The 22,340-nt window shown below is 72.0% G+C and carries 17 protein-coding genes; 5 read left to right on the top strand and 12 right to left on the bottom strand.

Features of this window, described 5'->3' with window-relative positions:
• Window positions 1–51 precede the first annotated feature (51 nt).
• A complete protein-coding gene (locus ABIA35_RS33345; RefSeq protein WP_370334896.1) occupies window positions 52–891 on the bottom strand; it encodes a helix-turn-helix domain-containing protein in 840 nt (279 codons plus the stop codon).
• Between the two features lie 355 nt (window positions 892–1,246).
• Between ABIA35_RS33345 and ABIA35_RS33340 the strand changes: the two genes are divergently transcribed.
• The 3 genes from ABIA35_RS33340 (at window position 1,247) to ABIA35_RS33330 (ending at window position 4,416) form a co-directional block, all read left to right on the top strand.
• Entirely contained in the window at window positions 1,247–1,801 is a 555-nt protein-coding gene (locus tag ABIA35_RS33340; protein ID WP_370334898.1) for a DUF5987 family protein, read from the top strand.
• The gene (locus tag ABIA35_RS33335) at window positions 1,798–3,468 is read left to right on the top strand and encodes a GMC family oxidoreductase N-terminal domain-containing protein (RefSeq protein ID WP_370360610.1); all 1,671 of its coding nucleotides are present in this window, start codon (window positions 1,798–1,800) and stop codon (window positions 3,466–3,468) included. The genes ABIA35_RS33340 and ABIA35_RS33335 overlap by 4 nt, the downstream gene beginning before the upstream one ends.
• A 138-nt stretch (window positions 3,469–3,606) precedes the next feature.
• Window positions 3,607–4,416, top strand: a complete 810-nt coding sequence (locus ABIA35_RS33330; RefSeq protein ID WP_370360609.1) for a helix-turn-helix transcriptional regulator — start codon at window positions 3,607–3,609, stop codon at window positions 4,414–4,416.
• A gap of 1,102 nt (window positions 4,417–5,518) precedes the next feature.
• On the opposite strand, the gene ABIA35_RS33325 is transcribed toward ABIA35_RS33330, so the two are convergent.
• From ABIA35_RS33325 to ABIA35_RS33300, 6 genes are all read right to left on the bottom strand, one after another.
• Window positions 5,519–6,700, bottom strand: coding sequence for an acyl-CoA dehydrogenase family protein (locus ABIA35_RS33325; protein WP_370360608.1), 1,182 nt, complete (start codon window positions 6,698–6,700; stop codon window positions 5,519–5,521).
• A gap of 30 nt (window positions 6,701–6,730) precedes the next feature.
• Window positions 6,731–8,260, bottom strand: coding sequence for a 4-hydroxyphenylacetate 3-hydroxylase family protein (locus ABIA35_RS33320; protein ID WP_370334906.1), 1,530 nt, complete (start codon window positions 8,258–8,260; stop codon window positions 6,731–6,733).
• 29 nt (window positions 8,261–8,289) lie between these two features.
• The gene (gene cmdF / locus ABIA35_RS33315; protein ID WP_370360646.1) at window positions 8,290–9,921 is read right to left on the bottom strand and encodes a tyrosine 2,3-aminomutase; all 1,632 of its coding nucleotides are present in this window, start codon (window positions 9,919–9,921) and stop codon (window positions 8,290–8,292) included.
• 41 nt (window positions 9,922–9,962) lie between these two features.
• Window positions 9,963–13,106 carry an AMP-binding protein gene (locus ABIA35_RS33310; protein WP_370360607.1) on the bottom strand — a complete coding sequence of 1,048 codons (3,144 nt, stop codon included), beginning with the start codon at window positions 13,104–13,106 and terminating at the stop codon, window positions 9,963–9,965.
• Between the two features lie 213 nt (window positions 13,107–13,319).
• Window positions 13,320–13,733 (bottom strand): SgcJ/EcaC family oxidoreductase, encoded by a 414-nt coding sequence (locus ABIA35_RS33305; protein ID WP_370360606.1) that lies wholly within the window; start codon window positions 13,731–13,733, stop codon window positions 13,320–13,322.
• Window positions 13,734–13,899: 166 nt separating this feature from the next.
• Window positions 13,900–15,393 carry an MFS transporter gene (locus ABIA35_RS33300; RefSeq protein WP_370360605.1) on the bottom strand — a complete coding sequence of 498 codons (1,494 nt, stop codon included), beginning with the start codon at window positions 15,391–15,393 and terminating at the stop codon, window positions 13,900–13,902.
• A gap of 213 nt (window positions 15,394–15,606) precedes the next feature.
• Between ABIA35_RS33300 and ABIA35_RS33295 the strand changes: the two genes are divergently transcribed.
• Window positions 15,607–16,368 carry a DUF2306 domain-containing protein gene (locus ABIA35_RS33295; RefSeq protein ID WP_370334914.1) on the top strand — a complete coding sequence of 254 codons (762 nt, stop codon included), beginning with the start codon at window positions 15,607–15,609 and terminating at the stop codon, window positions 16,366–16,368.
• A gap of 158 nt (window positions 16,369–16,526) precedes the next feature.
• Here the strand turns inward: ABIA35_RS33295 and ABIA35_RS33290 are convergent, their stop codons facing one another.
• The 5 genes from ABIA35_RS33290 to ABIA35_RS33270 all read right to left on the bottom strand — a co-directional run bounded on the left by ABIA35_RS33290 (window position 16,527) and on the right by ABIA35_RS33270 (window position 21,536).
• Window positions 16,527–17,531, bottom strand: a complete 1,005-nt coding sequence (locus tag ABIA35_RS33290; RefSeq protein ID WP_370360604.1) for a cyclase family protein — start codon at window positions 17,529–17,531, stop codon at window positions 16,527–16,529.
• 11 nt (window positions 17,532–17,542) lie between these two features.
• A complete protein-coding gene (locus ABIA35_RS33285) occupies window positions 17,543–18,703 on the bottom strand; it encodes an epoxide hydrolase family protein (protein ID WP_370334918.1) in 1,161 nt (386 codons plus the stop codon).
• Window positions 18,704–18,851: 148 nt separating this feature from the next.
• Window positions 18,852–19,229: a YciI family protein gene (locus ABIA35_RS33280; RefSeq protein WP_370334920.1), complete on the bottom strand. Its 378-nt coding sequence runs from the start codon at window positions 19,227–19,229 to the stop codon at window positions 18,852–18,854.
• Between the two features lie 128 nt (window positions 19,230–19,357).
• Window positions 19,358–20,875 (bottom strand): multicopper oxidase family protein, encoded by a 1,518-nt coding sequence (locus ABIA35_RS33275; protein WP_370360602.1) that lies wholly within the window; start codon window positions 20,873–20,875, stop codon window positions 19,358–19,360.
• Between the two features lie 139 nt (window positions 20,876–21,014).
• Window positions 21,015–21,536 (bottom strand): MaoC family dehydratase, encoded by a 522-nt coding sequence (locus ABIA35_RS33270; RefSeq protein ID WP_370360601.1) that lies wholly within the window; start codon window positions 21,534–21,536, stop codon window positions 21,015–21,017.
• 125 nt (window positions 21,537–21,661) lie between these two features.
• Here ABIA35_RS33270 and ABIA35_RS33265 point away from each other — a divergent pair, with 125 nt between their 5' ends.
• Window positions 21,662–22,324, top strand: coding sequence for a GntR family transcriptional regulator (locus tag ABIA35_RS33265; protein ID WP_370360600.1), 663 nt, complete (start codon window positions 21,662–21,664; stop codon window positions 22,322–22,324).
• Window positions 22,325–22,340: the final 16 nt, after the last annotated feature.

Here is a 22,340-nt window from a genome sequence, read left to right as displayed (position 1 = left end):
AACGAAATCCGGCCGGGCGTCACGAACGCCCGGCCGGATTCCTACGCACGACTACCCGACTCCGGCCCCGACTCCGGCCCCGACCCGCTCGCCGGACCGCTCCGCGACCCGCTCGACCGCCTCCCGCCGCGCCGCCTGCAGCGCGAGCAGCACCGGCGGGTCGAGCATGCCGGCCGGCTTCAGCGGCAGGTCGACGACGTGCTGCTCGACGCCGCGGCGGATGATGATGGGGCCGAGCGTGCCGACCCACACCGGCGAGTCCGCGCTCCGCTGCGGCTCCGTGCCCAGGCGTGCCACCCGCCCCGCACGGACCGAGCCGTCGTCCTCCACCGCGGACTGCGCCAGCAGGTACCAGCGGCCCGTGGGGACGTTGTCGAAGCGGTAGGGGCCCGGCTCGTCCAGGATCGTGCAGCAGACCGGGCGGCCCTCGGGCACGCACTCGGGGAACAGGCCGGCGAAGACCCGGCCGCGGCGCTCGTCGTGCCCCTCGATCACGCCGCTGACGGTGGCGGCGTCGGAGGTGGTGCCGCGCGGCTCCGAGACGCGGATGCGGTCGGTGTGCCCGCCCAGGCGCCGGTACTCGGTCGGGGAGAGTCCGACGCTGCGGCTGAAGCGGGAGCTGAAGGTGCCCACGCTGTTGTAGCCCACCAGGACACTGATGTCCACGACGGTCATGGTGGTGGACGTGAGCAGGTGTTTGGCCCGCTGGAGCCGCAGCGCCGACAGGAACCGGGCCGGGGAGACCCCGGTGGCGCGCTGGAACATGCGGGTGAAGTGGAACTTGCTGAACATCGCGGCGCGGGCCATGTCGTCGACGGTGACCGGCTCGCTCAGTCGTTCGTGCATCGTGGTGATGGCCCGCTCGGCGGCCCGGGTGATGGCGTCGTTCATCGCGTGCCCCATTAGGTAGACCGGTGGTCTTCGGCGGTGTCCACGCACGGCGGACGGTGAATCGGAGTGAATCTGAGTGAATCGGAGTGAATCTGAGTTCTGATATGAGTTCTGATTTCTCCTTGTCATCCCCGGCGCGCGCCCGACCATGCCCGCCTCCGGCGCCCCCGCCGTGCCGCGGGACGTGTTCCAGCATGCTCGCCATCTGATTTGCCCGCCTTCTCGGTCCGTGCGGTTTTCGTCCGGTGTGCACCGGTGGGCCCGGCTGAGCGCACGAGCGAAGACGCCCGCCCGCCGGACCCCTTCGACAATGAACACGACCGTGATGACAGGAGGAATCCTCGTGAAACCACCCATGGCTGACGAACTGGTGCAGACGATGACGCTGGAGGCGTTCGCCGACACGATCGTGCCCGGTGAGAAGCGATTCCCCGGGGACCGGGCGATCGCCGGGACCGCCGCCGGCGGCGGGGCCGTGGCCGCCGGTGCCGTGGACCTCATGCGGACCGACGCCGGCGGCCTGGCCGAGGCGCTGCCGGACCTGGTCGAGGCGCTGAACAAGCACGCCGAGGCCTACCGCGACGAGCTGCGCCTGGAGCCCGATCCGGAGGTCCCGGCGTTCGTGGCGCTGCCGGCCGGGCACCGCGCGATGCTCATCGCCGACCTGGTGCGGCCCGGGAACCCGGAGAAGTTCCTGTGGGTGGGCCTGGCGATCTTCAGCAACATGGCCTTCGACACCGGCGCGCACCTGAGCACCGCGCAGGCCCTGGCCGACGGCCACCCCGGTCTGACGGCGCTGGGCTACAGCCGCCCCGACGCCGACGGGCTGTGGCGCTTCCCGGACTTCTCCTACCGGCGGCCGCTGGCCCCGCTGCATCCGCACACCACCGCCACCGGGAGCCCGGCATGAGCACCGTGGAGCAGACCGACGTCCTGGTCGTCGGCAGCGGCTTCGGCGGCGCCATCGCCGCCTACCACCTGGCCGCCGGCGGGGCGCGGGTGGTGGTGCTGGAGCGCGGTCCGTGGCTCACCGGCGAGGACTTCGACCAGGACTTCCGCTTCGGGGCCTCCGGGACCCGCATCTTCGACTTCGTCATCGGCAACGGGATGAGCCTGCTGGGCGGCAACTGCGTCGGCGGCGGCAGCGTCGTGTACTTCGCCGCGATGCCGCGCGCACCCCGGTTCGTCTTCGAGCGGCGCGGGTCGATCGGGCGGCGGATGTGGCCGGCGGCGCTGACCCGGGACACGCTGGAGCCGTGGTACGACCGGGTCGCCGAGGCACTGCCGATCAGCCAGCTGGGCTGGAACGACGCCACCTACTCCGGCGGGCTGTGGGCCGCGGCGTGCGCGCACGCAGGCCGCACCGCCAACCCGGTGCCGGCGGCGATCGACCGGGAGCTGTGCACCAACTGCAACTGGATGCTGGCCGGCTGCCGGTTCGACGCCAAGCGCTCCATGCTGCTGAACTACCTGCCGGCGGCGGTGTCGCACGGCGCGCAGATCCGGCCGCTGCACGAGGTGCAGCAGATCGCGCGTACCGAGGACGGCTCGTATCAGATCTCGTACAACACCGTGCACGACGTGGACTACCGCGTCGTCACCGGCGGCGGCACCATCCAGGCCAAGATCGTGGTGCTGGCCGCCGGGGCCGGGGCCACGCCGGTGATCCTGCAGCGCTCGGAGCCGGCGCTGGGCCGGATGCCGCACGCGGTGGGCCGCTACTTCTCCGGCAACGGCGAGCGCCTGAACACCGCGATCATCGACGAGGACCGGGCCCGCGAGGTGCTGGGCCTGGACCGCGGCGACGGCCTGGCCTACGCGGCCAACCAGATCGGCAAGGGGCCGACCGTGGCCTCCTGGGACGACCTGGACGCGGCCAAGCCGGAGTTCGAGCGCTTCTCCCTGGAGCAGCTGTACTTCCCGCCGGGCCTGGGCACGATCCTGGCTCAGACCCCTGATCCGGACAGCGCCGTGCCGGCCTGGTTCGGACCGCGCAAGAAGGAGATCGTCGAACGCTGGCAGTCCTGGCTGACCATCTTCACCACCAGCGAGGACGACAACGAGGGCGTCTTCGGCCCCCCGCCGCCGACCGGCAACGCCACCCGCTTCTCCCAGCAGATGCTCGGGTTCGGCCCGCTGACCTACCGCCCGACGGCGAACACGCTGCACGGCTGGGAACTTTCAGACGCGGAGATCAAGCGGGTGCTGGAGAAGGACGGCCTGGCGAAGGTGCGGCCCTGGACCAACGAGGTCGTCGGCGCCTACACCGTGCACCCGCTGGCCTCCTGCCGGATCGGCGACGACCCGGCCACCTCGGCCCTGGACGACTCGCACGAGCTGCGCGGGCACCCGGGCATCTTCGTCACCGACGGCTCCGCGGTCCCCGGCGCGCTGCTGGTCAACCCGGCCTTCACCATCGCGGCCCTGGCCGAGCGGGCGATGCCCGGCATCGTGCGCGCGGCACGCGAGCGGGGCATCGACGTGCGCTACGGCGCGCCGAGCCCGGACGGGGCCACGGCTGCGCGCGAGGCGTCGTGGAAGCAGGCGGTGCGGCTGGCGGGTTCCGCAGGATCCTGATACACCGGGGGCTACACGTTGCCAAAGGCGTGTCACCTGACTACGCTCCGCCTCAAGTGATTTGCCCTGATAAAGCGCCACCTCCGGCGCCGGCTGACGATCTCGGGGACCCAGTCGGCGCCTCCGACCGGAGACGGGATGCCCAGCGCCGAGACCACTCATTCCTGCGACCCGGCCGTCCGGGCAGCCGTCGAGCGCGCGATCGTGACGCTGTGGGACCACCACCGTGAACCGCTTTCCCTGTCCACCGTCGCGCACTGCGCGGACCTGAGCCCGCTGCGCCTGTCCCGGGCGTTCCGGGCCCAGACCGGCACCTCCCCGGCCCGCTTCCTCGCCGCGATCCGCCTGTACCAGGCCAAGCGGCTGCTGGCGGAGACCTCGATGAGCGTGGCGGACGTGGCGTTCGAGACCGGCTATCGCAGCCCTCGGACATTCAGCCGCCGCTTCACCGCCCGCGTAGGCGCCCCGCCGGAGCGCTACCGGCGTCTGGCACTGCATGGCGCATCCCGCCGGTCCCTGATGTCCACGCAGCGTCCCGCTGTGCGCCCCGGAGGGATGCAGGGGCTGGTCCGAGTACCGGACGAGACCCCCGGCATGCGCATCTACGTGGGCGCCTTCACCGGCCCGATCGTCCGCGGCGGCCCGGTCGCCCGCGACGTCCTCGACGCACCCGGACGCTACCGCCTCTGCGCGGTACCCGCCGGCGACTGGCACATCCGCGCCGCCGCGGTCCCCCTGGCACCGCAGCGACTGGCGGTGGGAACGGCGCGCGCCGTGGTCCGCCACGGCGAAGGCTGCGTCGACGCGGACATCGAAATGCGGCCCGCCGAGGTGATGGACCTGCCGATCCTGCTGGCGCTCCCGGAGTTCGACCGGGGCGGCGCGCATCCGGTGCCCCGGCTGGGGTTCGGCTTTGAGCCGGGGGCGGCGGGGGTCTGGACGGCTTGAGGGGGCGCTGCGGGGTGGTTGCTCGAAGCCCCAAAAAGGGCGCCGCTGACCTCTGTGTGGGTCAGTTCCTCGTGCGGGTGCGGCTGGGGTGGTGACTTACAGGCGTTTCTTGACGGCTTCGCGCATGGTTTACGGGATTCGTTGGTGGCGCGGGTCGGGGGTGGCGCTGGTTTCGCGGGGCGGTGGTGGTGTGGGTAGGTGGGCGGCTCTACTGCGACAGTCAAGGGCAACTGCGACAGTCAAGGGCAAGGTCAAGAGCTTGAAGAGCGCCTCCGGCGGCGCCTGCGCGGCGAGCGGCCTGGCTCCGGGGATGGGGGGCCGCGTAGTCGGGCGGCGGTCGTTGCTTGTGGTCGCCTGTGTCCCGGATTCCCCGCCGCTTCGTCACCCGGAGGGAACCATCCCGGCCTGGGCGGTATCAAGCCGGATCACTGTTGCTGGCCACCGGTTCCGTCCGGCTGGACACCACCCAGGCCGGGATGGTTGTGCAAGCACCGCCGAAGCGACGGGGAATCCGGGACAACCCCCGCCTGTGGTGTGGACTCGGTCCACTCTGTTCGCACACGCTGCGGCAACGTGACTGGCACGAGGCGCGGGGACCCTTCCCACAGGCGGGGTTGTCCCGGATCCCTCGTCGCTGTCGGCGGGCCCTGCCAATCATTCCGGACTGGCGGTGTCAAGTCGGACGAAACCGCACCACAGCAGCGTGTGATCCGACTTGATACCGCCAGGCCGGGATGATTCCGTTTACGGCGCCGTCAGCGACGAGGGATCCGGGACAGAGGCGACCAACACTCAGACCGCAGCCCACGCGGGGTCTGGTGATCCCTCCGAGCCGAGGCCGCTCGCCGCGCAGGCGCCGCCGGAGGCGCTTGTAAGCCCTTGACTGTCGCATTTGACTGTCGCAGTAGACCCGCCCACCTACCCACACCACCGCCGCCCCGCGAAACCAGCACCACCCCCGACCCGCGCCACCAACGGATCCCGCCAACCCCGCGCGAAGCCGTCAGAAAACGCCTGCGCCTGTCAGCCCACAAACAAACCGCACCAGCGCACGCCGCCGCACCGGCTCTCCAGCCGGTGCGGCGGCACTCCCGTTCGCGCCTCAGATGTAATGCGTGTTCGGCTCCAGCCCGCACAGCACGCGCCCGTACAGCTCCAGGTTCGTCGCCGGGTGCATGATCGCGTGCAGTGACAGGGTCTGCATGTCGCGCTGGATGCGCTGGATCGGCACCGTCGAGTACACCGAGGAGCCGCCGCTCTCGGAGTTCAGCAGGTCCACCGCCTCCTTCGAGCGCTGGGTCGCGGCGCCCAGGTCCAGGCGGGCCTTCGCGCGCTGCTCCAGGGTCCAGGTCTGGCCGGCGGCGGCCTTGTCGTCGAGCATGCCGGCGGCGCGCATGACGTGGAACTCCGCCTCGTCGATGCGGGTCACGGCGTCGGCGGTGGTCAGGTGGGTGATGGGGGCCTCGGCCTGGTTCTCGTAGGCGGTGTAGGTGATCTTGCGGCCGGGCAGGCGCTCGAGGAAGGCCTCGCGGGCGGCGCGGGCCAGGCCCAGGGCGACGGAGGCGACCGTGGTGCAGGCGGTGGGCATGAACGGGGCCTGGTACACCGGGCTGGCGGCGTTGCGGCCGAGTTGGTGGACGCCGGCCAGGATCGGGGGCATCGACAGGATGCGCGCGTCGGGGACGAACAGGTCCTGGGCCACCGTGCTCACGCTGCCCGAGCCGCGCATGCCGGCGGTGTGCCAGTCGTCGACGACGGTCAGGTCGGCCAGCGGGATCAGGACCATGATGGGCTCGTAGGAGCCGTCCGGATGGGCCCGGACGGCCGCGTTGGTGTTCCACGCGCTCTGGCGGCTGCCGGTGTTGAACGCCCACTTGCCGTTCAGCACGACGCCGCCGTCCGTCGGGACGCCGACCGCGCTGGGGCTCAGGATGCCGCTGATCCGCACGTCCGGGTCGGCGAAGACCTCCTCCTGGACCTCGTCCGGGAACATCCCGGCCATCCAGGCGCTGATCGCCCACACAGCGCTGGTCCAGCCGGTGGAGCCGTCACCGCGGGACAGTTCGGACACGACGTCGGCGACGGTGCGCATCGGCGACTCGTAGCCGCCGAAGTGCTTGGGCACCCGCATCTTCAGCAGCCCGGAGTCGGTGAGCGCGCCCACCACGTCCTCGGGCAGGCGGCGGTTCTCCTCGATCCAGGGCGCGCTCTTGGCCAGCAGCGGGACCAGGTCCGTGGCGCGGCCGAGCAGTTCCCGCCGCGACGGGGCGATCGTTTCGGACATGAAAGGGCCTACCTCTCGTGAGAAAGCGAATCAGGGTCGATTGGTCAAGGACCTGAGATCGGAGAAGGACTCCAGGTCCGGCACCGTCCAGCCGTCCAGGTCGTACTCGGCCAGGCACTGCTCGACGAACGCCTCGTAGCCGCGCAGCTGGCCGGACGCCAGCTGCGCCATGTACAGCTCGACCCGGGTGTTCTCGTGGTTCCCCGAGTAGTTGCGCTCGTACAGCTCGTGCCGCCCGCCGAACTCGCTGCCGACCGCGTCCCACAGCAGCTTCATGAGCTTGACCCGCTCCACCGCCGTGACCCCGCCGGAGCCGCGCACGTACTTGTCCAGATACGGCCGGGTCTGCGGGTTGCGGAAGTCCTCGGCGCTGGAGGGCACGTAGATCAGCCCGCTGGCCACGTCCTGCAAGATGATCTCGCGGATCCGCGGATAGCCCACCTGCATGAACCAGCGGTACGCCATCCCGTAGTCCTGGTTCGGCAGCACCGCGCCGTCCTTCCACGGCACCGGGTTGCGCGCCGCGGCGTCGGCCAGCCCCCAGAACAGGTTCCGCCAGGCCAGCACCTCCCCCAGCCGGCTCTGCACGCCCCGGAAGTCCCGGGTCCCGGTGACCGCCAGGGCCTTGGACAGCAGCCCGGCCAGGAACTCCAGCTTCACCGCCAGGCGGATGCAGCCGTGGAAGGTGAACCGCTCCGGGAATCCGGAGCGGGCCGTGAACATCTGCACCTTGCCCAGGTCCCCGTAGATGAAGACGTTCTCCCAGGGGATCAACACCTTGTCCATGATCAGGATGGTGTCGTTCTCGTCCAGGCGCGAGGACAGCGGATAGTCGAACGGGCTGCCGGCCACCGCGGCGGTGGCGCTGTAGGAGGGCCGGCAGATCAGCTTCAGCCCGGGGGCGTCCATCGGCACCGTGGCCACCAGCGCGTACTGGCGCTTGCGGACCGGCAGGCCGTAGTGCGCGATGAAGTTGTAATGCGTCAGCGCCGAGCCCGTGGCCACCACCTTGGCGCCGCTGACCACGAGCCCGGCGTCGGTCTCCTTCTCGGCGTGCACGAACACGTCGGCGACCTCGTCCGGCGGCCGGTCGCGGTCCACCGGCGGGTGCACGATCGCGTGGTTCCAGTACAGGACCTTCTCCTGCGACTCCCGGTACCAGCGCCGCGCGTTGTCGGCGAAGGGGGCGTAGAAGTCGGCGTTCGCGCCGAGCGTGCCGAGGAAGGAGGCCTTGTAGTCGGGGCTCCGGCCCATCCAGCCGTAGCTCAGGCGGGCCCACGCCGCGATCGCGCCCTGGGCCGCGACCAGGTCCTCGGCGCTGCGCGGCGTGGTGAAGAAGCGGTGGGTGTAGCCCTCGCCGCCGCCGTCGACCGGACAGGTCAGGACGTCGCGGTGGCGCTCGTCGTGCAGCGCGTCGTAAAGCCGGGCGGTCATGCGCACCGGGTTGTGGAACGCCGGGTGCGTGGTGACGTCCTTGACGCGCTCGCCGTAGACGTAGACCTCGCGACCGTCGCGCAGGCTGTCCACGTACTCCTCGCCGGTCATCGGCCGAGTGGCCATTGCTCTCCTGCCCTCCTGCTCAGCGCGCGTTAGCGCAGTTCGACGCCGCAGTTCTCGACGGCGGCGATGAACTCCCCGCGGGTCAGGGCCGCGGCGACGGTCTCGATGTCGTCGGCCATGTACCGGTCCTGGTTCAGCGGCGGCACCAGCGAGCGCACCGCGTCGTAGGCGGCGCGGCCGGCCGGGCCCAGGCCCTCGTAGCGGCCGGAGACGTCCACCGCCGAGGCCGCGGCCAGGAACTCCACGGCCAGGATGTACTGGTTGTTGGCCAGCACCCGGCGCGCGTTGCGGGCCGCGATCAGGCCCATGCTGACGATGTCCTGGTTGTCGCCGTTGGACGGCACGCTCTGGGTGCTGGCCGGGCCGATCGTCCGGTTCTCGGCGACCAGCGCCGTGGCCGGGTACTGCGCGCCGGCGTAGCCGCTGCTCAGGCCCGGGTCGCCGGCCACCAGGAACTCCGGCAGGCCGTAGCTCAGGTGCCGGTTCAGGACCCGGTTGAGCTGCCGCTCGGCCAGCACCCCGAGCTGGGTCAGGGCGATGGTGGTGAAGTCCATGACGAAGGCCACGGGCTGGCCGTGGAAGTTCGCGCCGTGGAAGACCTCGTGGTCCTCGAAGAACAGCGGGTTGTCGTTCGCGGAGTTCAGTTCGGTCTGCACCCGCGCCGACACGTGCGTCAGGGTGTCCCGGACGCTACCGAGCACCTGCGGCATGGCCCGCAGCGAGTACGCCTTCTGCAGGTAGATCTCGGTCCGGGTGACGTCCCCGTCGCCCTTGGCCGCGGCGACCTGGCGCCGCAGGTCCGCGTGCTCCACGGTCAGTCCGCTGCCGCGCAGCAGGGCCCGCATGTTCGCCGCGGTGTCGATCTGGCCGGGGTGCGGCCGGGCGATGTCGTGGCCCTCGGGCTGGAACGGCCCCATCGACCCGCGGACGGCCTCGACCAGCAGCGCCGAGACGATCTCGGCGTGCCGCACCTGCTCCAGCGCGCGGCCGGCGACCAGCGCACCGAGCCCGGTCATCGCCGAGGTGCCGTTGATCAGCGCCAGGCCCTCCTTGAACTTCAGCTCCAGCGGCGTGATCCCGAGCGAGCGCAGCACCGGGGCGACCGGCCGCGGGCCGTCCGGGCCCAGGAAGTAGCCCTCGCCGATGACCGTGGCCGCGACGTGCGACAGCGGGGCCAGGTCGCCGCTGGCGCCCAGCGAGCCGATCTCCGGGATGGCCGGGATCAGGCCGGTGTTCAGATACAGGGCCAGGCGCTCCAGGATCTCCGGGCGCACCGCCGAGTAGCCCTTGGCCAGGGCGTTGAGCCGGGTGGCGACGATCGCGCGGGCCTGGTCCTCGGGGAAGTGCGGGCCGACGCCCGCGCTGTGGCTGCGCACCAGGTTGGTCTGCAGCTCGGTCTCGCGCGAGGGGTCGACGAGCATGTAGATCATCTCGCCGTAGCCGGTGGTGACCCCGTAGACCGGGATCCCGGCCCGGACCACGTCCTCGAAGACGGCCCGGCTCTTGCCGGCCTTGGCCAGCGACTGCGGGGTCAGCGAGACCTCGGCCCGCTGCTCGGCCACGCGCCGGACGGCCGGGATGTCCAGGCTCTCGCCGTCCAGGACCACCGGGGTGGCGACGGCTGGGGCGCTGATGGGCGAAGACACGGCGTTCTCCTTCATCTGGTTCGATCTCGTCTGCTGCGAGCTCATCTGCTGCGATCTCATCTGCATCGGTCGATCAGAGCGGCCAGCGCGGCCAGGCTCTGGTGGGCGTAGAACTGGGCGGCGGTCACCTCGGCGGCCAGGCGCTCGCGCACCTCGTGCAGCAGCCGCGGGACCAGCAGGGAGGTGCCGCCGACGGCGAAGAAGCCCTGGTCGGCGTGCTCCGGCGGGGCGCCGAGCAGGGCGGCCCAGATCGCGGCCAGCTCGGCCTCGGTGCCGGCCGCGGGACGGCGGGCCGCAGCGTCGCGCTCGGCGGCGGCCAGGGTGCGCGCCAGCCGCGGCCGGTCCACCTTGCCGGTGACGGTGCGCGGCAGGCGCTCCAGGGTGCGGTAGAGCGCGGGCAGCAGGGCCCGGCCGAAACGGCGCCGCAGGTGGGTGCGCCACTGGTCCGGGGCGCCCAGCGGCTCGCCGCCGGGTCCGCGGCGCGGGACGACGCAGACCACCAGGCGGACGGCCAGGCCGTCGCGGTCGGCACCGGCGACGACCGCGCACTCGGCGACCGTCGGGTGCGCGGACAGGGCCGCCTCGACGTCGGTGAGCTCCAGCCGGTTGCCGTAGAGCTTGACCTGGCTGTCCTTGCGGCCCCGGTACTCCAGCGCGCCGTCGGGGCGGCGGCGGGCCAGGTCGCCGGTGCGGTAACAGGGGGCGTCGATGCCGGGCAGGGGTTTGAAGGCGGCGTGGGCTGTGCCGATGTGGTCGGCTGCGGCGAGGTGGTCGGGGTCGGCTGTGTCGATCTGGTCGGCTGCGGCGAGGTAGCCGTCGGCGACGTAGGAACCGGTGACCACCAGCTCCCCGGTGACCCCGGCCGGGCAGACGCGGTCTGACTCGTCGACGACGAGCACGCCCCGGCCCGGGATGGCGCGGCCGATGGGAACCGGGCCGACCGCTCGCCGCTGGACCGGGTGCCAGGTCGCGGCGACGGTCTCGGTCGGGCCGTACAGGTTGGCCACGCGGACCAGCGGCAGCGCGGCCATGAGGCCCTCGGCGAGCTCGCCGGGCAGCGCTTCGCCCATGAGAAGCAGGACTCTGAGCGCGCCCAGGCCGTCGGCACGATGGCGCCCGGCGAGGACGCGCAGCACCTCGCGTCCGAAACTCGGCACCGTCTGGAGCACGCCGATGCGCTCGGCGGCCAGCCAGTCCAGCAGCCGTTCGGGGTTGGCGCGGGTCTTCTCCGGCACCGGGCACAGCGTGGCGCCCGCTCCGAGCGCGGCGAACGTCTCGGCCAGGGCGGGATCGTGCTCGGCGGCCACCCACTGCGCGACGCGCACGCCGGGCCCGATCTCGAACTCGGCGGCCATCCAGGCGGCGAACTGGGCCAGGGCGGCGTGGCTGTGCGCGATGCCCTTCGGGACGCCGGTGGTGCCGGAGGTGAAGGCGACATAGGCGCGGTCGGCGAGGCTCGGGGCCGGGAGCTCTGGTGGCGCGGCACCCACATCCGGCGCCGGGTCGGGCGCCTCCACCGCGACGACCCGGCCGCCGATGCTCTCGCGGTACCAGTCGACGAGTTCGTCGGCGCCGGCCGAGTCGGCCGCGGCCGCGCCGGCCACCAGCATCGCCGCGGGCTTCAGCGCTCCGACGACGACCCGGCCGCGTTCCCCGCTGTCGGCGACGCCGAACCAGCTCAGATGCGCACCGGCGGCCAGGACGCCGAGCAGCGCGGCATACTGACGTACTCCCACCGGCATCCGGACCACGACCGCGTCCCCGGACCGCACTCCGGCGGCCCGCAGATCCTCTGCCACCTCGAGTGCGGCGGCGTGCAGCGCGCGGTAGGTCAACGTCCCGTCGTGGCCGTCGACGGCCAGAGCATCAGGATCCTGCGTCGCACGCCGCCGGACCGCCTCGACGATCGTGAAACCGGGCGCGCCGTCGTCGGCCCGCCGGTCCGCCTCGACGGCGGCGCGCGCCGCTTCGGCGGGACCGTCGAGCGTCAGTTCGCCGACGGCGGTGTCCGGGGCGCGGCCGGCGTGCCGGAGCAGCGTCCGGAACTGCCGCAGCATCATCGCCGCGGTGGCCGGCTCGAACTGGTCGGCGTCGTAGAGCACGGTGACGGCCGGCCCGCTCCCGCCGTCGTCGACCCGCAGCACCAGATCGGCCGGCGCCGGGCCGCTGTTCTGCGGATAGAGCTCGACGACCGCGCCGGGAAGGGCCAGCACGGACTGCGGCCGTTCCCGGTAGTCGAACACGACATCGCCGAGCGGAACCCGGCGTACCTCGCGCACCACCGGGAGCGCCCCGAGCACTCGGGCCAGCGGGACGCGGCGCCGGGCCATCGCCTCGGCGGCGAGCGTGGTGCCGCGTTCGAGGACGTCTTTGAAGCTCTGGCCGGGCGCGATGTCGGCCGGGAGGATCAGCACGTTCGCCGGCGCGCCCGGGCGGCCCTGGGAGACCGGCACCGCGACGGCGACGCGGTCGCCGCCGGTGTAGCGGTGCAGGAGCACCTGGAACGCGGTGAGCATCACCACGGACGCGCTGCTGCTGCTGGCTTCGGCACAGTGTGCGACGGCTCGGCCGAGTTCCGGGTCGGCCGGGGCGCTGACGGATCCCCAGCGTCCGGAGGCTCGCTCGGGGCGCGGACGGTCTGCGGGCAGCGGGAGTTCGCTCGGCAGCGGAGTCAGTGCATTGACCCACCAGGCGAGAGCCTCGGGATCATCGGCGGCCTCGGGGGCTTCGGGATCGTCGGCGGCCTCGGGCTTCTCAGCATCCTGACCATCGATACCGACCGTGCCGATGACAGTCCTCGGCCCGCGACCGGCGCGCAGCTCGCACAGCTCAGACAACTCGTCGACCAGCGTGTCCAGGAAGTCCTCGTCGGCGAAGGCGATGGGGACCGTCAGCCGGACGTGGTACTCCTCGGGGCCGCGCCGGATGATCGTCATCTGCGCGCACGCCGGATCCGGCCGGCCGCCGCGGGCCCAGACCCTGCGGACCGGGACCCCGTCCCGCAGCACCAGCGCCGAGCGCAGGGCCTCGTACCGGTCCACGAGCGCGCGCCACGCCGCCGTCAGCGCCACCGCGTCCAGGCCGCCGACCACCCGGTAGGAGCGCCACCGCGGCGCCGGCTCCTGGCCGAGTGCACGCAGCAACCACAGCCCTTGCTGTACCTCGGTCGCCGGCGTGTCCCGGTAGGCGGGATCGGTCATGGACAGCCTCCATCAGGCGGCACGATTCACGGGGATCGGCACGGCGAGCGCGGTGCCCTATCTGCACAATGGCGGCGCGGGCCGATGCCCGGCATCTCCTGGAATGCGGGGGCGATCCGAGCAAGCTCACGCGGCTCGGGGCACGCGAAACAGCCCGCCGCCACCGGCGCCCGATCCGGCGCCGGCGACCGCGGGCTGTCCCCGCCGAACCCCTCAGGCGGCCTGGTTCGCCGGGCTGTTCTGATAGGCCGTCAGCAGCCACTCCCCGTCCTGCCGGGCCAGCAGCCACGACGCGCGGATGGCCCGCTCGGCGGCCACCTCCTTCTCCCCCGGGTGCAGCACGCCGCCGGCGGTGATCAGCAGCACGGTGTCCGCGCCCAGCGGCTTGATCGCGATCGGCGCGCCGGTCACCCGGGTGCCCTTCAGGAAGGTGGCGAACGCCTGCCCCATGAACGCGCCGATCTCCTCGCGCCCCTGCCGGAACACGCCGGGCAGGATCATCGTCCCGTCCTCGGTGAAGATCTTCGCGAAGGCCTCGGCGTCGTTGTGGGACCAGGCTTCGATGATGCGGGCCGGAACCGCGGCCGCGGCGGCCTGGTCCTGCTCGGTGAGAGTCTGGCTGGTCATGGTGTCCTCCTGGGGAGCGGCCGCGTTGACGGGTCGGCGCCCAGCCTCACGCCGGGCGCGCGGGGGCGGCATCTTCGAATGTGCCGGCGGCCGGTCCGTGCCGGTGCGCAGCGCATTCTCGGACATGCGCACGCTGATTCCGGCGACGACGCTGAGAGTCAGGGCTCTACTTCCGTCGGACCGAAGGCCCCGGTCCGCCCTGCTGGGGCCGGAAGTACACCGGCACCATCGGCGGACACTCCCGGACCGGCAGCGTCAACGCCGCCGCGGCCCCGACGGCTGCCACCAGCGCCGCCGCCGCGACCGCCGGTCCGGCACCGCGGTCGGCCGTCGCCGACCCGATCCCGCCGCGCGCCGCCAGCACCGCGCCGAGCAGCGCGATCCCCAGGCCCGCGCCGGTCCAGCGCACCGCCCCGAGTCCGCCGACGGCCCCCTCGGGCTGCCGCAGCCCGGCCACGGTGACCGCGGCCCGCCGCGCGGCCGGCATCGCCAGCCCCACCCCCGCACCGCTGAGCACCAGCGACACCGCCAGCCACCACCCGGTCTGCCGGCCGCGGACGGCGGCGGCCAGCCCGAGCAGCCCGACCGCGTCCAGCGCCAGCCCCGCCGCTATCAGCCTGCGCATACCGCGCGCCGGGGCCTGCGCCGAGGCCGAAACCGGCAGCGCCACGGCCAGGGCCGCCGACCACGGCACGATCCGCAGCCCCACTCCCAGCGGCCCGGATCGGGCCACCGCGTGGAAGTACTCGGCGAGCAGGAACAGCGTGCCCGCGGTGGCCGCGAACAAGCACAGGTCGGCAACCTGCGCCGCGACGAACGCCCGGCTGTACAAGGCGCCCGGCGGCGTCTGCCAGACCAGGATCGGCACCAGCGCCGCCAGCCCGGCCGCCAGCAGCACCAGAGTCCTGATATCGCTCCAGCCCGAAGCCGCCGCCTCGGTCAACGCCCCGACCGGTCCCGCGACGGCGAGCGCGGCGAACGCCAATGCGGGCAGGTCGAAACGGTCCCGGGGCCGGGGCTCCGGGTCGGCGTCACCGCCACCGCCACCGACACCGCCATCTATACCGGCGATGGCGGCGTCGTCATTGTGTGCGCCCCAGGCCAGGACCACGCAGCAGATCCCCGCCCCCACGATCGCGTCCGTCCAGAACGCCCACCGCCACCCATGCACGGCCGCGACAGCCCCGGCCGCCAGCGGTCCGCACACCAGCGCCGCGCCCAAGCCCGCGGTCTGGAACTCTGCGCCGGCACCGGACACGGCCGGCTCCGGCGGCCCGGACAGCGCCTCGAACGCCGCGGCGACCATCAGCGCCGCCGCGATCCCCTGCACCGCGCGGGCCGTCACCAGCGGCAGCGGGCCCGCGGCCAGCGCGCAGCCGGCGCAGGCCAGGGCGAAGAGCGCGGATCCGGACGCGAGCGCCGCCCGGCTTCCGACGCGCCTGCTCCACACCGTGCCGGCGCCCACGGCCACCGCGGCGGCGGCGTCGAACGCGGCGGCGATCCCGACCAGCTCCGCGACCGAGACGTGCAGCCGGGGCCCGAGGACCACCAGCACGGCTAAGCTGTTCCACGCCGCCAGGAACGTGGTCACCGTGCCCAGACTCACCATGCACAGACTCACCCTGCACAGACCGGGGCCGCGCCCTGGGGATGCGGACATGGATCCCACCTTCCGTCGTCGACAGGCGGGGGAGAGTCAACCAGCACTTGCTTGAGAAGGCCGGTTTCCTGCCCGGGATGAGCATTCTGAAAGAACATCAGGGCCCGTATTCGCGCGGACGCTGATCGCGCACATACGAAGATGCCCGGCCGGGCTCCCAGGTTCGATGCTCAAGCTGCGTTTCACCCAGCCGTGAGAGAGCCGAGGACAGGCATGTCTCAGAACACGCAACCGACCGGCCTCCAGATGATCCCCCCGGAGGACCCCGACGCCGACCAGCAGGCCGCGGTGCGCGGGGAGCGGCCCTGGTGGAAGAAATACTATCCGTGGTACGCCGTCCTGGGCGGGACCGTGCTGTTCAACCTGCTCTACGCGTTCCCCCACTACTTCACCACGGACCCGAACGACGCCCGCGTCCAGCTCGACCCGGGCTTCCACCCGCACCTGGCGTTCCTGATCGCCCACGTGGCCACCGGCAATCTGGCGCTGGTGACGATGATGCTCCAGGTCTGGCCGCATCTGCGGCGCACGCGCCCCCGGGTCCACCGCTGGGTCGGCCGGGTGTACGTGTTCGGAGCGGTGATCCCGACGACGCTCATCGTGCTGTTCGTGCTGATCCCGCACCGCGCCAACGAGGGCAGCACGGGCCTGGGCTGCGGTGCGGTCCTGTGGCTGGGCACGACGCTGTACGCCTGGCGCAAGGCCCGCCTGCGCCGCTACGCCGAGCACCGCCGCTGGATGATCTACAGCTTCTCGCTCGCGCTGTTCACGACCTACGGCCGCATCGTCTTCATGATGATCCTGCACTGGGGCCTGCGGGTGAACACCGAGATCCTCATCGAGGGCACCAGCTGGGGCGCGTGGATCGTCAACCTGCTGGCCGCGCAGTGGTACCTGGAGTTCTCGGCCCGCCGGCGCGGCAAGAACCTGCCCGCCGGGCGGTTCAACCCGGCGACCGGGGCCATCCGCCAGTAGGGCGCAGGGCCCTGCGACAGATGCCGCTGCCGCGCCGTCCCCCATGACGGCGCGGCAGCGGCTTCAGCGATCCGGCCGCCGATCCCCCATCGGGACCGGCGGCCGGAGGCGGGACCGGAGGTCGAACCGGTCAACGATTCATTTCAGGACCAACAGATTCACTTCAGGGCCAACGGATTGATCGGCGTCCCCACCCCGCCGGTCACCTTCAGCGGCGGTGCGGTGAAGAAGAACTCCCACACCCCGTCGGCCTCGCAGTCCGCGGCCAACTCCTCCAGGTCCAGCAGCTCCCCGAGGGTCATGCCCATGTCCCGGATGAGGACCAGATGCACCGTCAGGAACTCCCCCGGGACCTCCCCCGGCAGCACCTCGATCGCCCAGTTGTCGGAGGCGACCGCGGCGACGTCGCGGTCCTTGAGCCACTCGCAGCACCCCATGCCCAGGCCCGGCTCGCCGGCCAGGAACGCCCCGGGGTCGTGCTCGGTCAGGAACTTGCGCCGCCACCCGGTCCGCACCAGCAGGATGTCGCCGGGGCCGACGCGCACCCCGCCCTGGCGCTCGGCGGCCGCCTCCAGGTCCGCCGGTGTGATCACCGTGCCGGCGGCCAGCCACTCGACGCCGTGCAGCGCCGCCACGTCCAGCAGCACGGCCCGGCCGGCGATGCCCTTGGCCTGCTTGTCGATCGAGCACCGCGCGGCGCCCTTCACAGTGATCGACGACGCGCCGAACCCGTTGTACAGCCGGTCGTCGTAGTACACGTGTGCCAAGGCGTCCCACTGCGTCGAGCTCTGGAGCGGCATGACGATGTAGTCGTCGGAGTAGCGCGTCCCGCACGGGATCTGCTGCCCCTGCCCGGTCTCCAGCATCACGTGCAGCGGGTTCTGCCGGAAGGTGCCCTGCGGACCGTCCGCGCCGACCGGGATGCCCAGGTCGAACACCTTGCCCTGCCGGATCAGGCGCCCGGCGGCGACCAGCCGCTCGGCGGTGATCAGGTTGGCGGTCCCGCGCTCGTCCTCCACGCCCCAGCGGCCCCAGTTGCTCAGGCGCGCGCCGAGTTCGCGGAACGTCTCCTGCTGGCGGCTCTCAGGGGTCTGAGCGTCCTGAGAAGCATCGGAGGCCTGAGCATGTTGAGAGGCATCAGAAGCCTCGGTGGTCGTCGTCATCGCCGCGGCCCTCACTGCTTCCTCAGCAGCCGGCGGAAGTCCTGGAGGTCCTCGACGAACAGGTCGGGCTCCTCCAACGCCGCGAAGTGGCCGCCGCGGTCGTACTCCTTCCACTGCACCAGCGTGGGGAAGTCGCGCTCGACCAGGCGGCGCACCGGCTTGAACAGCGCGCCGGGGTAGACCGCGATGCCCAGCGGCTGCGAGAGCGGGGCGAAGCGCCCGATCGCGTCGGCGCGCGGCAGGTAGTCCAGGTTGTCGAAGTAGAACTGGGCCGAGGAGCCGGCGGTGTTGGTGAACCAGTAGATCGAGGCGATGGTGAGCAGGACGTCCCGGTCGACCGCGTCCTCGGGGGCGTTCGGCGCCTGGGCCCAGTCCTTGAACTTCTCCACCACCCACGCGAGCTGCCCCACCGGGGAGTCGGCCAGCGGGTAGGCCACGGTGTGCGGCCGGGTCGACTGGATCTTCATCGAGCCGGAGAACTCGGCGACGAACCGGTCCACCATCGTCATCCGGTACTGGTCCTGCTCGGAGAGCCCGTCCAGCTCCCCCGGCTCGCCGCTGGGCCGCATCACCAGCATGTTGAGATGCAGCGCGCGGGCCTGCTCGGGGTGGGTGTAGGCGAGCACCATCGAGACCGCCGCGCCGAAGTCGGCGCCCTGCACCACGTACTCGTCGTACCCCAGGCGCGCCATCAGCTCGGCCCACACCGCGGCGGTGCGCGGCACGCTCCAGCCCGGCAGCCCGTGCGGGCCGGAGAACCCGAAGCCGGGCAGGGCCGGGATGACCAGGTGGTAGGCGTCGGCCGGGTCGCCGCCGTGCGCGCGCGGGTCGGTCAGCGGGCCGATGACCTCCTCGAACTCCAGGAACGAGCCGGGCCAGCCGTGCGTGACGATCATCGGGGTGGCATCCGGCTCGGGCGAGCGGACGTGCAGATAGTGCACGCCGACGCCGTCGATCTCGTCCAGGAACTGCGGGAACCGGTTCATCCGCTCCTCGGCGGCCCGCCAGTCGTATTCGGTCTGCCAATAGCGGACCAGGTCTTGCAGGTACGCCAGGGGGACACCGCGGTCCCAGCCGGCTTCGGGCAGCCCGGCCGGCCAGCGTACGGCGGCCAACCGCCGCCGCAGGTCGTCCAGGTCGGCCTGGGGTATCTCGATACGGAAAGGCTGCATATCCGGCTCCCGTCCACCTGATGCTGAGCGCGCCACACGGCGTCACCGGATATCGTCCGCGCCGGTGCTCAAAACGGGCATCTCCGGCTGTGCGGAACGGCAGTGCGCCCCGGCTCCCAGGTGGGAGCCGGGGCGCACTGCCGCGTACTCAGGCGCCGCCGTCAGTCCGCGGCGCGAAGCCGTCGTGCAGGACCGGCCACATCTCGACCGGGTTCTCGCTCGCCCACGGCATGGACGCCGCGATCTCGCGGGCCCGCTCCGCGGACGCCACGTCCAGCAGGTACAGGCTGCAGACGAACTCCTTGGCCTCCAGGTAGGGGCCGTCGGTGGTGAACGGGGCACCGTCCTTGTTCCGGATCAGCGAGGCCTCGCTCTCGCCGCCGAGGCCGTAGGCCGCGAGCAGCTCGCCGGTGTCCCGGTAGTGGGAGTTCCACGCGTCCTGCTTGGCGCGCTCCACGTCCAGGACCTCTTCCGGGATCGAAGCCCACTTCTCCTCGTTGCCGTAGATCAGGAGCAGGTACTTCATGGCAGCCGTCGGCCTCCTCGGTCTCGCGTACCTTACGGAAGGCAACTCTACGAGATCTCCAGGCTGACGCACGGTACACACGCCAAAGGTTCACCCGGGATCAGGCTCCTGCGGGCTGCCGCAGACGCCTACGCCGTGACGTCCATCCGCGCCATCATCCCGGTGTAGGAGGCGTGCTCTAGCAGGTGGCAGTGGAACACGTACTTGCCCGGATAGTCCGCGAACGTCGCCTGCAGCCGCACCGAGCCGTTGGCCGGGATCGGCACCGTGTCCTTGAGCCCGGCCATCGACGGCCCCGGCGCGGCGCCGTTGATGTCCAGGACCCGGAACTGCACCAGGTGGATGTGGAAGTTGTGCTCCCACCCGGAGATGTCCGTGACCTGCCAGATCTCGGTGGTGCCGACCGGGATCGAGGCCATGACCACGTTCGGGTCGAAGGTCTGGCCGTTGATGTAGAAGTCGTTGCCGTCGGCCGACAGCGACAATGTGATGTCGCGCGTGTTCGTGGCCGGCTTCTGCGCCGGCAGGGTGCTCAGCACGGCCGGCTCGGGCCCCGGGTGGGGGTCCGGCGCGCAGCTCTCGGTCACGTCGAAGCGCAGGATCTGACCCAGCACCGAGTCCTGGAGGTACAGCCGGGTCCCCATCGGGTACTTGGAGAAGTCCATGACGACCTCCCCGCGCTCGGCCGAGCTCAGCGCCAGCGTCGGCGACACCGCCGGCGCCGGCAGCAGCCCGCCGTCGCTGGCGATCTGCACCAGTGACGAGCCGTCGCTCAGCGACAGTGTGAGGAACCGGTGGTTGGAGGCGTTGAGGAAGCGGAACCGGTACTTGCGCTGCCCGACCGGGAAGTAGGGACGGTTCTTGCCGTTGGCCAGCAGGACCGTCCAGTCCAGCGTCGGGTCGTAGTAGAGCGCGTTGTCCGCGTCCAGATACGCGTCGCGCAGCAGGACCGGGACGTCGTAACGGCCGCTGGGCAGGTTCAGCCGGTCCTCGGCCGGGTCGTGCAGGATGTACATGGCGTGCATGCCGTTGTAGACGTTGACCGACTCCATCATGTGCAGGTGGTCGTGGTACCACAGCGTCGCACCGCGCTGCCGGTTCGGGTACGTGTACGTGCGCGTGGCCCCGGCGGCCAGCTCGTCGGTCGGGAAGCCGTCGCTGGGCGAGGGCACGTGCCCGCCGTGCAGGTGGACCACGGCGCCCGCGGTCGTGGCGTTGGTGTACGTGATCGCGACCTGCCGCCCCCGCTGGGCCCGGATCAGCGGACCGATGAAGGTCCCGCCGTAGCCGATGACGGCGGTCGGATTGCCCGGCGCGAGCTGCGAGTAGCCGCTCTTGATGCTGGTGGTGTAGTAGTCGGTGTCGGCGGTCGAGGACACCGGGACGGCGTCGGCCAGGCGCGGCATCGCGTCCACGAACGGGGTCAGCTGGGCCGGGGTCGGCGCGTCGCCGGGTTTGGCCATGTCCTTCATGCCCGGCATGAGATTGCCGGAGTCCGGCCCCTCGCCGGCCGCCGCGGGGGCGACAGGGGAGCCCGCGGTCCCAGCAGCCCCGGGCGCCCCGGAGCCCCGGCCCACGACCAGCAGTCCCGCGCCCGCGGAGGTGCTCGCGGCGGCGGCCATCTTCAGCACGTTGCGTCTTTTCAAAGCCCGGACTTCCTCACAGCACGAGGCGGACACCCATTTCCCGCCGGCGAACGCATGACACTGCGATGCAAGCGGCACCCGAGGGTTATCGGCATCTCCGAGATTGCGCTTTAGGGCCGGACGCGATTCACCCGTGCTCTCACCCGGACGCGGGCGGCGCCGCGGGCTCAGCGGCGGCCCCCTGGCGAGAGCGCAGCAGGCTCACCACCGTCATGCTCAACACCGGTTCGCCGACCTGGTCGACGAGTTCGGCGAACGTGCGCACGATCCCGCGGCCGGGATCCGAGCGCGACAGCCGGGCCTCCACGACGCGTACCCGCAGGCGCAGGCGGTCGCCGGGACGCACCGGCTTGAGCCAGCGCAGATCGTCGACGCCGGGACTGCCCAGGCTCGCGGTCGTCGGCAGGTAGTGGTCGGCGAACAGGCGCATCATCAGGGCACAGCTGTGCCAGCCGCTGGCGATCAGGCCGCCGAACGGGCCCTGCTGCGCCGCGGCGGGATCGACGTGGAAGGATTGGGGGTCGTACCGCGAGGCGAAGTCGACGATCTCCTGCTCGCCCACCGTCACGGTGCCGAACTCGTACGACGCGCCGGCCTGGTAGTCCTCGAAGTAGCGCTGGTCGGCGGGTACGCCGAACCCGGCGTCCTGGGGGCTGCTCATACGGCCCGAGCATAGTTCGCGACCCGGCGTCGTTGACGCAGCCCGCGTGCCACCCTTACCCTCACATCATATCTCATATGCCATATCCGATATCTGATTCATCGCGGCGCGTCCCAGGAGCCAGCATGCCGGAAGCTCTCTTCTCCCCCGCCGGATCCAGCCCCGGCGCCCTGCCGTCGCGCACCGAGGCCGTGCTGGAGGCGATCAAGCACGCGATCCTGACCGGCGAGCTCAAGCCGGGCCGGCCGCTGGTCGAGACCGATCTGGCCGCCGAGCTCGGGGTGTCCAAGACCCCGGTCCGCGAGGCGCTGAAGACCCTGGCCGGCACCGGGCTGGTGACCATGAGCCCCTACAAGGGCGCCACGGTCCGCGAGATCGACCGGGCCCACGCGCGCGCCATCTACGACATGCGCCTGCTGCTGGAGCCGACCGCCGCCGGGCGCAGCGTCAGCGGGCCCCGCGACTGGTCCCCGGCGCGCGCCGCCCTGGAGGCGGCCGACCGGGCCGAGGACGCCGCCGGGCGCTCGCTGGCCAACCGCGCGTTCCACCGTCACATGTACCTCGGCTGCGGGAACCCGCTGCTCGTGCGCACCCTGGACGACCTGCGCGACCAGACCGCGCTGGTGTCGGCGGCGGCGTGGGCCCAGCGGCCGTCGTGGGAGCGGGAGGCGGCCGAGCACCGGGCGATCCTCGACGCGGCCGAACGCGGCGACACCGAGGAGGTCAGGGACCTGATGCGCAGCCACATCAGCTCCTTCGTGGCGCGCACGTTCCCCGAGGACGCCTGACCAGTATGCCTGATCA

It is taken from the genome of Catenulispora sp. MAP12-49 (assembly GCF_041262705.1).
Taxonomy (GTDB): domain Bacteria; phylum Actinomycetota; class Actinomycetes; order Streptomycetales; family Catenulisporaceae; genus Catenulispora.
This window is presented reverse-complemented; position numbering and strand designations above follow the sequence as displayed.